The sequence below is a fragment of the Paenibacillus sp. FSL R10-2782 genome (assembly GCF_038592985.1).
In the GTDB taxonomy this organism is placed as follows: Bacteria; Bacillota; Bacilli; order Paenibacillales; family Paenibacillaceae; genus Paenibacillus; species Paenibacillus terrae_C.
In genome coordinates, this window is record NZ_CP151951.1 from 2,817,649 (window position 1) to 2,835,283 (window position 17,635).

The window sequence follows — 17,635 nt, forward strand, 5'->3', positions numbered from 1 at the left end:
CTCTCCTTTTTCATAACTTATCATAGTATATAGTTATTGAAACACGTCCCCCAGCTTTAGGAAAGACCGTGTTTAAAGGCGTTCAAGGTACGCTGCCCTGCTGTGTGATCCAGCACCGCAAAAACAATCCATATCCTTCATCTACTAGCACTCGCTTGAACCAGACAGCAACCTCTTCTGGCTTATTGCGGAATACCCCACAGCCATAGGCTCCCAGCACAAGATGCTCTACCCCGTTTTGCACAGCCAAACTGAGTATGTAACGGATTCGCTCCAGCATCACTTCACCAATCCGATTTACCTGCTCTGGCTCCCGTTCTCGCACAACTCCAGCATTAACAGCAGGTGCGGTCAGGAAAGCGACTTGGTACGGCTTCTCCAGCAGCATTCCCTGATCATCCCGAAACACTGGCACATCAGGCGAATAAATCATATAATCCGAATAAAAACAGCTCCGCAGCTTCCGGTTGTGCTGGTACATTTCTTCCATTTGTGAAATACAGGGATACAATGCTGATGATCGAGCCAGGCTTTCCTCCTGTGCCTGACTGCCTCCGAGAAATCCGCCCCCCGGATTTTTGGCGGATGCAAAATTCAGACACGCCACGTGATCCATCTTCTCCACCACCTGAAGCCTGTAAGCCGCTTCCAATGTGCTTTCTCCCGTAACTTCCATCTTCTCATGAATCGTCTGCTACGCCAGCCGAGAAGACTCTGATGCTCCTTTTAATAGAAGAATCTTTTCCTCAGCCTCCTGTTTTACAGCCACAAGCTGAGACGGTGCATATAGCTTCGAGCCTGTGATGGCATTGCTTACCTCTTGTGCAATATTCACTTGTGCCTGTTTGGTATTCGTATAATATCCATTTTCCAAAATAGATAGCGTTACCTGTGCCATATGTGATCGAGTATCTCGATTGCTCCGGGGGTTCACGGTATGTTTCATGATGGCTACTCCTCCTTTTGCAGTACATCCTCACGTAGTTTTGTTAATATTTCCCCAAGCCAATTCGTGCCTCGCCATGATTTACGATAGCATATGCGGGCATCTGTTTCAGCCAATCCTACCCCCCAAATCGTGTCCGTTGGACTAGCCTCAACCAGCGTAGTTCCTTTCGTTTTGAGCAGATGCTTAAGTAAATTCGGATTTTGTATAAATTTAGCGTAGTTGCCGTCATACACAAATTGTTGGCAATTCGCCTCCCACAAGGATTGATCAAATCCGTGCACACTACGTCCTCGGGCTTTTTGCTCACGCGGGGTAGGGGCTTGCATAATTTTACTGGCCACCTCCTCATCTCCAAAAAGCTGTGCTTTTTTAAGCATCATATATTGCTCCGCGCAGTTGAACTCCAATCCATCCACGATAAACACAGAGGGATACCATTGTGAAAATGGCGACTGACTGCGATAAAAAAATGTAAACTTTTCCACGATAATTCCTCTTTTCATATCCTTCATCTACATAAAACGCGGCCGGGGCTTGAATCGGTATAACTTGGACGGACGATGTCCGGCCGCCTTTCTATATTCATTCGTCTCTTCCACAAGCTCGGCTATTTTGCGACGGAAGGCTGCGGCCAACAGCTCCTTACCCAGAATAATTTCATATACCTGTTGAAGCTCGCTCAATGTAAACAGGGCTGGCATCAGGTGGAAAGCGATATCTGTATATTCTATTTTGCTGCGCAAACGCTCAATTCCGTACACAATAATTTTGGCATGGTCAAAAGCAATTCCTTGGGATTTCAGCACTTCTCGCTTGATCTCAATGGTTTTCCCCTTGAGAATTTCAGTCACTTTTACTTTGGCTGACAGGTGAATATCCCCGTGCTTCAATGTAATGTTAATATCTTGTTCCCATCTGTAACCGTCCGACTGATTCGTCCGCGTCTCCTGAGCCACATTGTAGTCCAACTCAAACCATTGGGCATCCGCAGCATCATCTCCAGCTTGTACCTCCAGTGAATCGTGGTCTACCAATGCCATGTAAGCGCAGCTGATGACCCGCGTACGTGGATCACGTGCTACATCTCCCCACGTATATAGCTGCTCCATATAAATCCGGTCTACATTCGTTTCTGTCTTAAGCTCACGTCGTGCAGCTTCTTCCAGGCTTTCATCCATCCCTACAAAGCCGCCTGGCAACGCCCACTGTCCCAGAAACGGATGCTCCCCCCTCTGGATCAGAAGTAGCTGGAGTGTCTTCTCCGGTAGCTTGCGGTAATTGTGCTGGAGCTGATCCATCACAGTAAAAAGCAGCATATCCACCGTTACCGATGGACGCTCATACTGATTGGCATCATATGCAGCCAAAAATTGTTCCTCCGTCATGCCGCTATGATTGTGCTTCGATGTATTTGTCAATTGCGTCACCTACCTGTTTATATTTGGGTAATAGTTGTTTCTAAATCAAGCAGCGGAAACAGCTTATGTAACATTGTTTTATTTTAAATCAATGTTAAAAACAAAATGTTAATATCAACACAGTAATATATAAATCATGCTTCGTCAACAGCATCTTCATGAAATACGTCCCAATCCAGATAAAGGACACCGCATTCCTATGTCTAAAAAAAGAAAAGAGAAGCCCTCGTTTTGTATCGACCGGGCTTCTCTGCCAGCTAAACCTGGCTTCCTTTACTTATACCAAAGATCTTCTATTTCAAGCTCCTGTAAACTGCTCAAAAACGATTTTGAGTTATCAACATAAAGCTCGGTATCGATATAGTACAGTTTTTTATCATGCAAACATTGATCAATATAATCTGCATTCAATATACTTTTATCCTCTACATTGGCGGCAAATGCCTGTAGCTTGGGAAGCGCGGTTTTCTGATATTCAAGCCACGAATGATGGAATCCTGCTGGTTCTTCCAGACAATAGATGTCTTGGTACAGTGCTTCAGCAATCCCCTTCTTCCTGAGATAGTCAGATGAGAATGGCATACTTTTAAAATACCGGCCTGTCATGGCAAATACGCGATAGCTCCAATGAGGAGCGCCATGATTGGATTGGCAAAAAAGATTCAGAAAGAATACAGAGTAGTGCATTTTTATCGTAATAATCTCATGCTTCTTCACTTCTGAAACCAAACGATCCGCCATCCGGCTATCAATGATCTCATCGAAATCAGCTAAAATGATTATATCATCGTCCTCAACCTTATCCCGCAAAATAGAGGCACTTTGGTTTCGTTGGCAAGCTTCGTTATGAAACGCGCTGTTGTAGCTAAGCAGACGCCAGTACCAGCGGTCAAAATGATCCGCACCGCAGCTATCCACATTAAAATACAATGATTCCTTCTCTGGTTTGCGAAACAGCTCATCGGCATGAAATGGATGATGAATGACTTTGGGGCCAAGAACATCCACATTAAAGTTGAGGGGCTTCTCCAAATAACTGAACGTCTTGTTGGCTTCGATCACATGCAGCTCGTCAATCCAGCGGGCGTTTTCTTTTATTTTGATATCAGCAATCCGGTTTTCATTAAAAAAAGGGCAAAATTCGTATATTTTCATAGCAGGAAGCCTCCTTTCACTATCATAGTATTTGGACGAACATCAATGCTTTGGCACAGATAGCCGGATATTAAGCGTACAAATTCAGTAATCGTCCGGTCTTCATAATGCAGTGAACTGTAATAGCAGGTTAAACTTAATCGATCATGTTTAAGGCTTGCCGTCATATTTAGCTTGTAAGCGGAGGGGTTGTCCGCCGAGTTCGTATTTCCGTAAGGAAGGGCCAAAGGCTCGTACAAATCATCAGCCAGCCCGTTCATTTCCTCGGATTGATAATGAAAAAGCATGTGTGTTCCGTCTTTTAGCGGCTCCGTATGGGAATCCATATCCTGCATCAAATATCGTAGAATAAAGTAATCCAGTCCTTCAGATGGAATATGCTGCAATGTGCGCTTGACATGCTCCAGTACAGCCTCCCCATTTTTAGATAACCCCTCTTCCGGGATCTGAATTCGAATGGGATAAGCTCCGGCAAAAAAACCGATCGTACGATCAATTACAATCCCAGGCAAAAAGGACTCACGCTGATAAGACATCACATGGAGCAGCAAATCCGATTGCCTTTTCAATTGGAAACAAGCCTGTGACAATGCCGTAAGTATCAAGCTCAGCGGTGTAGTATGCTGCTTGACAGCCACCGCTTTTAAAAGTCGAATATGTTCCTCTCCTTCAAGCAAATCTTGTGTTATGGTAGTCATATGACGGTGGAGAGGCCGTGTCTCCGATTCCGTGTCAACCTGTAAAGACTTGCCGCCTTCCACAACCTTGGCCCAGAAGGCTGATGCGTCAGGAGAAAGGCCTTTTGCCGCATATTGTGTCAATCCCATGCACCAATCCCGATAGCTGCTTTCTTCCTCCCTATGCAGGAGCCAATCACTCCCCTTTTCCAGTAATAGAAGATGCCTCAAGTCTTCCAAAAAAATGTTTATGGATATCCCGTCAAAAATTAAATGATGGAACAGGAGCAATACCACCTGCCGTCTCTCTCCGCGATAATGGTCAAACAGCACGACTTTCCATAAAGGTCCAGCCCCGATGTCAAATCCATGCTGAGCATTCGAGCAGTATTCCGAAATGTAGGCGTCATGTGAGCCCGGGACCGTTTGCAAATCTACATAAGAAACAACCTGTTCCACACTTATGGTCTGCTCATATTGATACCATTCATTATGATCCAGCTGAGCAAATGACAAGCGTAGCGCCGCATGTTTGTTCCATAGTGCCTCCAGGGAAGAGTCCAGCAATTGTCTGGGGATGTATTTCTTGAGCAGAGCCAGGTAAGGTACATTAAACATGTTGCGATTCAGCAGATCTCTTTGAAAAAAACGTTTTTGTACAGCAGACAGTGGAAATCCGTCATTCGGGTACACCTTTTTTATCGTCTGAATATATGGGATATGCCTATCCGAACAAAGGGCAGTTACAGTTTCCGTCCTGGCTTTACTCAATGCAAGGGCCAAACGTTCGATGGTCTGTTCACGAAATATTTGGTTGACTGTAACCGGATATCCGCTTTTTTGCAGCATGCTGGCTATACGCAGCGCATGAAGCGAATGCCCTCCCAACGTGTGAAAATCTTCATCCTTACGGATAGTCTCAAGCTGCAGAACCTTGCTCCAAATCTCTTCAATAATTTGTTCCAATTCAGTTTTTGGACTGGAATTTGGTTCTTTATGGCTGTTCTGGCTTTCCGGTAAAGGAAGCTTTTTACGGTCGATTTTCCCATTAGCTGTTAATGGGAACGACTTCAGCCAAATGTAACGGAAGGGTAGCATATAAGCCGGAAGCACCTCAGCCATAAACGTATGAAGCTCTCCCTCCCGCTCCTCCTCTTCCGCTGTATAGTAAGCGATCAGCCGTAATTCACCGTGAAGCTCGCGGGCAGCAACCAGACATTCTTTCACGACAGGATAGCGGCCAAGCCTGAACTCGACTTCGCCAGGTTCGATTCGATAGCCGCGAAGCTTCACCTGATCGTCAACCCGTCCAATATACTCGATATTACCGTCCGGTAGCCATTTCGCCCGATCTCCTGTACGATAAAGAACCCGATTTCCTCCTCTTTCACGATCTTTGGCAGAAGTATAGGGATTCGGAGTAAACGCATGCTGTGTCAATTGGTTTTGCAGCCAATAGCCCCTCGCAACCCCGTCTCCTCCTACATATAGTTCCCCGACCGCCCCGATAGGCTGAATACGTCCCTGTTTGTCCAGGATATAACAAGTCGAATTACTAATCGGCTTGCCGATGGGGATATCTTGCTCAAAAGTCTCTTTGATTCGATAGCTCGTTGAAAACGTGGTGTTCTCCGTTGGGCCATATACATTAAGAATCGAAAGCTCTGAATAGGCCAGCCGGATACGGTTTATATGCTTAGTCGATAAAACTTCCCCGCCCACGACCAACCATTTAAGTTCAGCAAACATCTTTTCATTTTCTTCAATCCATTGATTGCACAATGCGGAACTTAGCCATAGTGTATTAATTTTCCACTCCTTCATTCGATGCTCCAGCAGCTGGATATTGAGAAGATCATCTTTTGAAACTACAAACAGACGACCTCCGTTTAGCAACGTCCCCCAAATTTCAAACGTGGAAGCGTCAAAAACAGGCGAACCTGTATAAAGCAACCTGATGTCAGAGGAAAACGGGATATAGCTGGTGTTTTTAACCAAGCGGATGACATTGCGATGTTCTACCATCACGCCTTTCGGTTTTCCCGTTGAGCCGGATGTATACAGTAGGTAAGCAAGGTCATTAGGAGCAATTATAGGCTCCTTCTCTACTTGCGGTACAACTCCAGTCTGGTCAAAACGCTCTATATCAATCAGTTTTAAATGGATTCCATTACAGGCTTTCGAGATACCTTCCGCTCCTTTATGTGAGGTGATGATGGTGTCCAGCTTGGCGTCCTCGATCAATTCGCGTGTTCTTTCTGCCGGAAAATCGGGGTCTATCGGCACATAAGCACATCCCGCTTTCATAATCGCCAGAATGGAGACAATGAACTCGATGGATCGCGGCAAATAAACCCCGATCAACTTCCCATGACTGTCGGTATCATCTACTAGCAAATGGGCAATCTGCCGGGACATTTGGTTCATGGTGCGGTAAGTTATAATCTTGTTGCTTGCAATTACCGCCGGCTGTGAAGGGCGCAGCCTCGCTTGCTCCTGAAACAAGTCAACAATCGAACGATTTCTGGGATAGTCTGTATACGTATCGTTCCAGTCGTAGACGACTTGATCATATTCGTCCTTGCTTATAAAACACACGTCTCCGACGGAGTGACTCGGATATTCCAGCACATAGTGCAATGTATTTAGCAGATGCTCAGCTAGGCGACAAACCGTTGCTTGCTTCAAGCGATCGGCATCGTAAATAAATTTGACAGTGACCTGTTCCCCGTCATTGGCAATGGTGATAGTCATCGGGTAATTGGTTTTCTCCCGTTCCTCCATAGCTGACATCTCCAACCCATGTTCAGGCTGACGGTAGTCGTTCATATAATTCTCGAAGGCCACGATGCTGTAAAACATGGCATGACCATGAATAGCACTCCACCTCTTCAGTTCGTTCAGGCTCACATAGCAGTAGTCATTCAATTTCTGAATCGTCTGGTGCAGGTGCTTAACATATTCTGTGATGGTTTGCTCCACATTCCAGTGCATCACCAAGGGTAACGTATTAATCAGCATACCTGTAATGCGATCCCCTTTTGCAAGATCCGATCCCCTCCCGGAAACGACCATGCCGAATACGGTTGTATCTGCATCATGATAGACCTGTAGCACTTTCCCCCATGCAAACTGCACCAAGGTATTGAGCGAAACCTGTGTTTGCTGTACAAAGGTGGCAATACGTTTGGTTAGACTCGAATCCATGTGAAGAGTCTGGATCTGCTGGTTCTTAATCGGTTGATGTACATCGGGAATCGCACTTCCCTTCTCGATTGGCAGCAGGGTCGGCTCCGTTACTTCCGCCAAATAAGCCTTCCAGAATAACTCGGCCTCTGTGCGATCCTTATCATTCAGCCAATGAATATACGCTTCAAAAGAGCGGGACAAGCTGCGCTGTGGCATTCTGTTTTGCAATCTACAAGCATAGAGTTCATGAACCCGGTTTAGCAGCAGCGGCAGGCTCCAACCGTCCAGCAAAATATGGTGATAGCTCCAGAGCATCGTCCATTCTTCCGGTGCAGTCTGAATCAGTGTGATGCGGTACGCAGGCCGGCTCAGATCAAAACGACGATTGCGATCCATCTCCATCCACTGTTCAATACATTCCTGCTGCCGTTTGGGTTGCTCTGCTCCAACATCCAGGAACGTCCAGTCCCATTCTGCTGTTTGGATAATGCATTGTACGGGCTTATCCAGCGTGTCCCAAATGAAACATGTCCGCAAGCAATCATTTTCGGCAATGACACTGTCCCAGGCTTCCCGATACTGGTTTACCTCCAGCCTCCCACGATATTTCCAATTAACCTGCACAAAGTATTGATCGGAAGCAGGATACTCTAAATAATGAAACAACAGCCCTTCCTGCAAAGGACTTAAATACATCATTTTATTCAGACCATATTGCTTAGAATAGGTCTTTACAATCTGATCCAGCGAATGCTGCTCCAGTGACACTGATGGAAAATCACTTGGTGTAAACTCTTCATAATTAACCTGGCTGCAATGCTCAATGATAGAAAGCAAACGTGATATGAAAGTATTTATGAACTGAGTAATGGTCGTTTCTTCATAGTGACGTTTGCTATATTTCATGAATAAATGCAGTTGTCCATGAACGATGGAACAGTTAAGTTCCAACAGGCTTGTTCCATGATTAAGCGGCGAGCTATGGTCCTGTGCTGCTTCACGTGTAAAACCTATCCACTGCTCTAGCCCGCTCGTATTTGTCTGATCGAATTGACCCAAATAATTGAATAGAGCCTGTGGTTCGGAAGCTGTTAGCTCGGAACGGACTTCTTCGTTCGGATGACAATATCTCAAAGCACCGTATGACATGCCGCGATGAGGAATAGAACGCAGCTGTTCTTTGACTGATTTAATCGTCGCCCCCAAGCTGCAATTGTCCTTGATCCGAATGCACACCGGAAACATTGAGGTAAACCAGCCGACGGTTCTTGTCAGATCCATATCGGCTACAAAATGCTCACGTCCATGACCCTCTAACCGAAACGCGATCGTCTTCTGCCCAGACCAAGCGGAGAGCGCCAGCGACCAGGCCGTAAGCAGCAGATCATTGATCTCGGTATGATATGCCTGTGAGCAATGGTACAAGAGTAGCTGCGTATCGTTGGGAGTAAGCATTGTAACCAATTCCGAAGATTCACTGCTCATTTTATGATCCGCGCAATGGTCTACCGGCAGCACAAATGCTGCATTTTGGAGATGTACTTTTTTCCAGTAATCTATATGACTTAGAGTATTCTGGTGTTTGGAATAATCCATCCATGCATAGTGCCACCTTTTGTATGGATTTAAAACAGGAGGCAGCTCTGAGCCATGATACAATTGATCCAATTCCTGAACCAATATTCTCCAGGAAACGCCATCAATAACCAAATGATGAATCGTCATAAACAAGCGGACTTGACCGTCAGGGTGACCCTGGATTACGCCTGCATAAATCATCTGGCCTGTCGCGTAATTCAATTGTCTGTTCCATGTATCACATATGCTTGAAATTTCAGATTCGGGATCAGCAATGTGCTGAATGGTGTGACTGGCAAGTTGAATGGTGGTATCTGTTCGGTAGCGCTGCGCATATCCATGCTTGTCAGCTACAATCTCCATTGAAAGCTCTGGATGGAGTCGGATCAATTGTCTGATGGCCGTTTCCAGCTTTACGGGATCACAATCACGGAGTAGAAACAACTGGGATTGATTGAAATAATGCGGTTCTTTGAACTGCTGCTCGAAAAACCAGTGCTGGATCGGCATCAGACCAAATTCGCCTGTCAAATCAACCATACTATCTTCCTTCTTCTCACGTTCTGTCCAAGCAACCACAGCAGCTAATTCCTTGATAGTTGGATGCTCTGCAACTTGTCTTGGAGTCAGCATCATACCGTGATCTCTGGCCATAGAGACGACCTGAATGGCAAGGATTGAATCTCCCCCGGCCGCGTAAAAATGATCGTTTACACCGATATCTCCTCTTTTTAAAATTTGTCGCCAAATGCAAAGCAGTCGCTTTTCGAAACTGCCCTCCCCTGCTTCCGCAGCATTCTCAGCAGGGACAAATAATGTGGTCGGATCAGGAAGAGCTTGACGATCAACTTTCCCGTTTGTATTTACGGGGATTGAATCCAGCTGACAGAAATAAGCAGGAACCATATAAACAGGTAAAATAGAGCCTGCATACTGGGCCAATTCAGCCTCAGTCAGCCTTTTTAAGGCAGTATAGTAAGCCACCAGTTTATGGAAGGACTCGTCCTTCCAGGCTCGAACGACACATTGACGGATGTCAGGGTGCTGGCGAAGCTGATGCTCTATTTCACCCAGTTCGATACGGTAGCCTCTGATTTTAATCTGTTCATCACTACGGCCGATAAATACCAGTTCACCCTCTGGCGTCCATTTCACGACATCCCCGGTTCGATATAACCGCTCTCGCTGTGGATACTCATTTCCGATGCTCATCTCTTTGTGAACAAAACGCTCCTGGGTCAGCTCCTCACGATTCAGGTATCCTCTGGCAAGCCCTATGCCGCCCACCCATAATTCACCGGGAACACCGACCGGCACAGAATTACCAAATGGATTGAATACAAACAATCGTTTGTTATAGGCTGGTTTGCCAATCGTGATTTCTGCCTCTGGCTTGCATACCGCGGTGGAACATAAAATCGTCACTTCGGTCGGTCCGTAAGCATTCACAAACAGTCGTCCTCTTCCCCAATAATTCACAATATCAGGCGTACAGGGTTCTCCAGCGGATACGATTGTGTGCAGTTCAGACAGTTCTCTTGGTTTCATGGTTCGCAGCACAGACGGCGTCAGCATGGCAATGTGGATATTTTTCTCTTCGAGTACATCTGAAATATCCGCATAAGGAGGCAGCTCCTCATTCGACAGCACAACAAGTGTCCCGCCTACTGTTAATGTTCCGATCCATTCGTAGACCGAAGCGTCGAAACTGATGGAAGCGAATTGCATAACTCTGGAGACAGGGGTAATACGAAACTTTTCAATAAGGTAAGGAGTTAACGCAACCAGTCCGGCGTGCTCAATAAGCGTCCCCTTCGGATTTCCAGTGGAGCCGGATGTGTAAATGACATAGGCCAGGTCGTTCTGTTTAACCTGAATATTCAAATTCTCGTCGGGATGATCGTACTGCTGCACTAAGCATTCATCTACACAGATAACCGAATGCGCTTTCATTCTCATTTGATTCATAGATGGATTTAGCTTGTTTACCAGATGGCTGTGCGTGATAATCATTTTGGCCTGCGCATCTTCTAAAATAAATCGAACCCGTTCTCCAGGGTATTGGGGGTCGACCGGAAGATAAGCGGCCCCTGCCTTCATAACTCCTAGTATTGCCGGGATTACATCTGCGCTTCTGTCCATAAAGATGGCAATCAGCGTGCCGGGTTGTAAAGCGCCCTCCTCTCCTGTGGAAACCGATTCTAAAATCACGCGGCCGATTTGATTAGCCCGCTGATTTAACTGCGAATAGGTCAGCTTCTGCCCTTCAAACTCCAATGCGATTGCATCGGGAGTTCTAGCAGCCTGCTCTTCAATCAGTTGAACCACGGTTTTATCCAAAGGATAGGCTTGTTCCGTATCATTCCATTGTTGTATCTGCTCGTATTCTTTCGCTGTCAGTATGGGGTGAAGGAGTACCGCTTTCTCCGGAAGATGGAGTGCATTGGCCAGTAGTATCTGAAAGTGGCCTGCGAGATTAGCGATCTGCTTTTTACCAAAATACCTGCTATCATACTGTATTGCGCACTCTAATCTTTCCGAACCATAACGGTAGCAGAGCGCAATCTCAGGCTGATTTATACCGCTTAGAGAAGCTAGTGCTTTTGTGCTCAAACTTGAATGCGAGAGTTCACCACAAGTCTCTACGATGCCCACATTAAAAAAATCCTCATCTTTTTCAGATAGGTAATCCACTTTCATGTGCTGCGAAAAATCCTCACTCCACTTACTGTTGCTATCTCTATCCCATTTTCCCTTTATTTTTTTCATCAAGGAGAGAAGATGATCTTCCTTCTGAATATGGATAAAAAGCGGATAGTCCTGACGACGTGGTGTTCCCTCATTGTCTGATAACATGGAGTATAAAACAGGTACTGTATATTGATTGGCGTAATGGGATAAAAGCACCGACCATATGGCTGCGATAAAAGAAGGCATGCCCAACTGATGCTGCTGTACAAACTCCATGATCGGTTTGACCTGTCTTGTTTCCAAACGAATATGGTAAAGGACTTGAACTTTGTCTTCAGGCTGTCCGGCTTCCCCTTTGTGATGGGAAAATAGAGGCAAGTAAGGTTGGATCACTTATAGAACCTCCCCTATCTGAGATGCTATACCGGCGGCCTGATAAAAAGCAGCCCTAACTTCCTCAACCTCTATCTCGTAACTGCACCGCATCGAAAAAATAAGACCATCTGTGTAGGAGGTAGCGATGCAGTTGAACAGCGAATAGATCGGCAGCGGATTCGGTTGCTTTATGACCGTATCATCGTAAAATTGGCTATACTTCAACCCTTCCTTTGCGCTATTGGCCAAATAGTTAAACATGAATACATCTAGATGCTCATACTGCTTCCCAAATTGTACAAGTGTTCTGGTCCGTTCCCACCTGTTTTTATAGGCAGGTCCTGTAAGCAGGTTCATAAAATTAATCGTGTGGTGTTTTAATAATTCCAGCCTATTTCTGACAGTCAGCAGCATTTCATCCGGCTTCTGCTTCATGTCCATCAGCATAGGCACAAAATCAATAAACTCACCGACCGTGTTATAATACGTCGCCTCATCGTACCTTCTTCCATCATATAAAAATAACAATGGCAACTGGTTCATACCTAAATAGATTTGCATGCCCCTTGTAAAGACAGAGAGCGCAAACTCCAAGGATGGGTTTTTAGCCGGGATGCTCACGCTAAACAGATAGGCTTCTGTGCTCGTTCTTAGCTTCGGAGTTTGTAACAGGTCCTGCTTGCTTTGCTGGAATGCTTCCAGATGAAAGTCGTATATCAATGCCTGTTCGGTGATTCCGCTGGGTCCGCTTTGGATTTGTTCTACATAATCCTTATAGGGTTTTACTTCATCCGTAGGAAGGGATTCGTTTTGAAGCAGACTCCTGTAGCAAGCCATTACCTGTCGTTCAGCTACTTCCGAAGTCACCCGATCGCATATCGCATGATGATAAAGCGTAATAACAACATGCTCACGCAGATTTCGTTTTAGCACAAACATCTGAAACAAAGCACGCTCTCCCGTGTATCGGGTATTCGTCATGTAGTCATTTATCATTTCCATAAAGGGGCCATATGGATTGCAGTCCGTTACGTCAAAGATGGTGAGTGTTGGCAAATCGGCGTCGGGAAGTACGTATTCCCTCCAATACGTCCATTCATCTCTTTGCACAGGAATGCTTCTCAGTAATCCTTGACTTTGTACAAATTGAGCATAAGCCTGATTCAAAAAATCATAATTCACATACTCGTCCAGCCTAAATAAGCCAATACTCGGCGGTGTATGAAATGAAATTTGCATTTGTTGAATTCCACTTAGCGGATATTCTTGTGCCACTTGCCCCGTTTTAACCCACTGATCTCTTTTTAAATAATCGTCTTCCAGTTGCTCGCGCAACCTTGCCGCCTGATCCGTGTCCATGGTTTTCAAGCCCAGACGCTGGACAAACTCCTCTTCATCGAAGACCTGGTATTGATTATCCATTTTTACTTTTTGATGCAATGGTACAATATAATGCGGCTGGAGTTCTTTAGCGACTTTCCCGTTCATAATCCGCATGATAGGATTGACGTCGTCCACGGAGTTGAAGTAAAGTACTCGAATATCTCTCACTTCGTGAAGAAAATCCCGCACTTGATACTTCACCAGCTCATACACACCATCTGTTTCTTGGTGCAGCCAGGAAATCAACTCTTGCTTGGTTTCTATGGTGCCCTGCTGCTTCAAGGCTCTTTCACTATCTTGAGCCGATTGAAGATAAGCAGCGAGCGCACGGATCGTCTTATAGTGGTAAATATCTGCCAAAGTGGTATGATATCCAGCCACCTCCATCCTTGACATTAACGTAAGCGCATGAATAGAATGTCCACCAAGGTCGAAGAAGCTGTCTACAACACTGAACTGCTGAATACCTAATACATCCTGCCAGATTTCCATCAGCCTGGCTTCCAGCCCTGCCTCAGGAGATATGTTTGCTGCCATGGTATGTCCATTGTCTTCAAAGGACAACAGTACCTTGCGATCCAGCTTTCCATTCCGTGTTAGTGGCATCTGCTCTAATTGAACAAAAAAAGAGGGAATCATGTATTTCGGCAGCTTTGCAGAAAGCGTGTTTTTAATTTCATCTGCCGGCAGCCTTTGGCTTGCCCTATAGTACGCTCCCAGTTGCTTCTGTCCGTTCCCATCTTCACGCACGATAACAACCGCTGCTTGTATATCCTTTATTTTTATTAGCTGTGCCTCAATTTCCCCTGGCTCAATTCGGTAGCCCCGTATTTTCACTTGCTCGTCAATCCGGCCGATATATTCAATGTTTCCGTCCGCTTGCTCTTTTGCCCAATCTCCGGTTCGGTACAACCTGCCCCCCGGCACCCCTGGAAAAGGAATAAACCTTTCCTCTGTCAGCTCTGGACGGTTCAAATAACCTTTCACTAATCCATCACCAGCGATGTACAGTTCACCTGCAACTCCTTGTGGCAAAGGATGCTGGTTATGATCCATGATGTAAACCGACGTATTGCTGATGGGTTTACCAATCGGTACGGTATTTGCAGCCTCATCCAAATGATCAATCCGGTAAAACGTTGCAAATACTGTACTCTCGGTCGGTCCGTAGACATGAATTAAACGGCCAGAGCCCAGACGGGCAAATGCTTTGCGCACATGGCTGACCGACACCTTTTCACCACCGAATAGCAAGGTATCAAGTGTGGCAAAGCAATCCGGATCAATATCCACCATTGCATTAAAAAGTGCGGTTGTAATGAAGCATTTTGTAATCTGTTGTGTGTGCAGTACACTCGATAGCTCTCGTGCATTCATGATGTGGGCTTGTGGGGTCAAAACGAGGGTGGCTCCGTTAAGCAGTGCCCCGTAAATGCCAAATGTAGAACCATCGAACGAAAAACTGGCCAATTGCAAGATTCGATCTTTTGCCGCGAATCGGATGTAATTTGTTTCTTTGACAACACGTGTAATATTGTAGTGCATCGTCAGGTTTCCCTTCGGTTCGCCCGTAGAGCCTGACGTATACATAATGCAGGCTAGTGCATCTGAGTCATGAATGGAGGTGAGATTCCCTGCTTCTTCCCTGTTATTTCTCTTGTCCGACAAATCCAGTACAGGAACGTTGAACTCCACTTGTTGCTCAATTGGTAGCCGGGTTAGCAGGAGCTTTGCGCCAGAATCTTTCAGCATATAGCGTATACGTTCCTTGGGGTATTCCGGGTCAACCGGCACATAGGCTCCCCCGGCTTTTAAAATCCCGAAAATACCGACGATCATTTCCAATGAGCATTCGGCCATAATCCCGACGGGGTCGCCTTTATTTACACCTTTGTTCCGCAGAACCCGGGCAAGCTGATTAGCCTGTTTGTTCAGATCACCATACGTCAAATGCTTGTCTTCCAATACAACTGCCACTTGCTCTGGTGTGCGCTCGGCCTCCCCCTCAAACAACTGATGAATCGTTGTATCCCGCGGGTAATCCGCTAACGTACCGTGTATCATGCTCCGCCTCATCTCCTTCTCCCATTAACATTCATACGATTTAAGGTTTGCTCTACAAGCATCTTTTTCGAAAGAAGTCGTTTATGGATAAACTATAATCACAACTTTACATTAAAATGGGAATTTAGCTGGAGATGAAGAAATGACATCAGGTGACAGAATAGTACACTTTTTCTCTTCGTTTTACGCCTTTAGTTTCACAGCATAGCGATATTGCATGCCCGACATTTCAGGCATTTCCAGAAATTCGAGTCTGCCCTGAGCGATCAACTGTTGAATCCGGTATTCCAATAAAGTATCGCTTCTCAGCTGTGACCACCGTGTTAAAGCCTCACCTATTATTTTTCCCGCGAGTACATATTGCCGATTATCCTCTACCCGCAGTTGACCGATCAAATCCAGCAAAGCCTGATCAAAGTAATCTTCTGGCACATGATCGATATGGTTATTTTCCCATAATCTCAGCACACTTTCCTGTTCACTAAGCTCCAGCCAATCTTGTTCATGTCGATGTCGATCTTCCATACTTAAAGCATGAATTTTATCTTTATTTTGCGTTATGAAGCGTGCAATTTCTTTCGAATACACCACGTTCATGGATAGAGGAAACTTACTTTCCATGTATAAAGGATCACTCGGCTCCCGTTCCAAGGAATCTGTTACGTTTACGACCCCGATAGGAGCAGTTCTGTTCCGCAAAAGGTATAATGCAAAACGTAATCCGATCTGCTCGTGAGCATTAGAGCCGCACCAGATCGTGATCGACTTATCATCAGAAATTGCAGTAAGAGTAGCCGTCATCTGTTCAATGCGGTGCTCCCAATTCGCGTAATAGAAAAATTCATAATCCACGATCCGTTCAGCCAACCAGTTGTGACGGTTCTCTTGTCCTTCTGGTGTTTCCAGCTTCCACAACGGCCCTATGGAAAATAGATCATTAAAAGACAGCACTTCACTCTCATAACGCAATCCTGCTCCAGAAAGGCCTACTTTCATCGAGCCAGCAGCAGACTGAGAGAACAGCAGGTGTACATTGTTAGATGACAAGTCAACTGCCTCCTTTCACTGTGTTCAATAATATATTGTCTTTCGACCAGAAATATCTTTAGAATAGGCGTATAGCTATCATATCTTGCTCCACAATAACAATACCACAGGATGATTACTCGACTGGAGGAAAAGAAATGACATCGGAGTGGCAGAGACTACAGACCAAACTGCCGGAATGGGTGGAACAGAGCCGTCATCAGTATATTCATGGCAAGGTGGCAGCGTATATTCCCGAATTGTCCAAAGCCCCGGCCGACGCGCTGGGAGTTGTCGTGATGAACGAAACCGGCGAGACCGTGGTAGCAGGAGATACCGAAATAAGCTTTACGATGCAAAGCATTTCGAAGGTATTCACGCTTATTTTGGCCTTGATGGATAATGGAGAGGATGTGGTCTTCTCCAAGGTCGGTATGGAGCCTACCGGAGACCGTTTCAATTCCATGCTGAAGCTGGAACTGGTCGAGCCGGGCATCCCGTTTAACCCGCTGATTAATGCCGGAGCCATCGCCGTGTCCTCTTTGATTCGTGGGAACAGTCCCGAAGAGAAGTTTGCTCGTGTCCTGCAATTTTTCCGTCTGCTTACCCGTAATGACACGCTGGAATATGACCAGGATGTCTACGATTCGGAATCTGCAACAGGCCATTTGAACCGTTCTCTTGCCTACTTTTTGATGGAAAAGGGAATTCTGCGCGGACATGTTGAGGACGTGCTGGAGGTTTACTTCAGGCATTGCGCTGTAAAATTGAACTGTACGGATTTGGCGCGTATGGGACTCGTATTAGCCTACAATGGACGTGATCCGGTCACGGATGTACCGCTGATTCCCCGCCGCTATGTACAAATCGCCAAAACCTTTATGACCACATGCGGCATGTATGACGCATCCGGAGAATTCGCCATTCAGGTCGGACTGCCCGCCAAAAGTGGCGTCTCTGGCAGCATTATGACGATGGTGCCCGGACGATATGGCATTGGACTGGTCGGACCTTCTCTGAACCGCATGGGCAACAGTACAGCGGGTGTACACTTGCTGGAGACCATGTCGCGGGATTTGGATTGGAGCTTGTTTTAGTTAACGAATAAAAGGGTACTCCCAGCCTTCGCA

At 45.9% G+C, this 17,635-nt stretch carries 7 protein-coding genes and 1 pseudogene; 1 reads left to right on the forward strand and 7 read right to left on the reverse strand.

Annotated elements, in window-relative coordinates; genetic code table 11:
• Positions 1–56: 56 nt before the first annotated feature.
• The 7 genes and pseudogenes from NST83_RS12760 to NST83_RS12790 form a co-directional block, all read right to left on the reverse strand.
• Positions 57–946 (reverse strand): annotated as a pseudogene (locus NST83_RS12760) (TIGR02452 family protein).
• A 5-nt stretch (positions 947–951) separates the two neighbouring features.
• The gene (locus tag NST83_RS12765; RefSeq protein ID WP_342414483.1) at positions 952–1,434 is read right to left on the reverse strand and encodes an NADAR family protein; all 483 of its coding nucleotides are present in this window, start codon (positions 1,432–1,434) and stop codon (positions 952–954) included.
• Between the two features lie 27 nt (positions 1,435–1,461).
• Positions 1,462–2,367: an NUDIX domain-containing protein gene (locus NST83_RS12770; RefSeq protein WP_342414484.1), complete on the reverse strand. Its 906-nt coding sequence runs from the start codon at positions 2,365–2,367 to the stop codon at positions 1,462–1,464.
• Positions 2,368–2,640: 273 nt separating this feature from the next.
• Positions 2,641–3,522 carry a hypothetical protein gene (locus tag NST83_RS12775; RefSeq protein ID WP_342414485.1) on the reverse strand — a complete coding sequence of 294 codons (882 nt, stop codon included), beginning with the start codon at positions 3,520–3,522 and terminating at the stop codon, positions 2,641–2,643.
• Positions 3,519–12,050 carry an amino acid adenylation domain-containing protein gene (locus tag NST83_RS12780; RefSeq protein WP_342414486.1) on the reverse strand — a complete coding sequence of 2,844 codons (8,532 nt, stop codon included), beginning with the start codon at positions 12,048–12,050 and terminating at the stop codon, positions 3,519–3,521. Before NST83_RS12780 ends, NST83_RS12775 begins: the two co-directional genes overlap by 4 nt.
• Positions 12,051–15,479 (reverse strand): amino acid adenylation domain-containing protein, encoded by a 3,429-nt coding sequence (locus NST83_RS12785; RefSeq protein WP_342414487.1) that lies wholly within the window; start codon positions 15,477–15,479, stop codon positions 12,051–12,053.
• A 183-nt stretch (positions 15,480–15,662) separates the two neighbouring features.
• On the reverse strand, positions 15,663–16,526 hold the full coding sequence (locus NST83_RS12790) for a DUF1835 domain-containing protein (RefSeq protein WP_342414488.1): 864 nt from the start codon (positions 16,524–16,526) through the stop codon (positions 15,663–15,665).
• 137 nt (positions 16,527–16,663) lie between these two features.
• Between NST83_RS12790 and glsA the strand changes: the two genes are divergently transcribed.
• A complete protein-coding gene (gene glsA / locus NST83_RS12795; RefSeq protein WP_342414489.1) occupies positions 16,664–17,602 on the forward strand; it encodes a glutaminase A in 939 nt (312 codons plus the stop codon).
• The last annotated feature ends 33 nt before the right edge of the window (positions 17,603–17,635 follow it).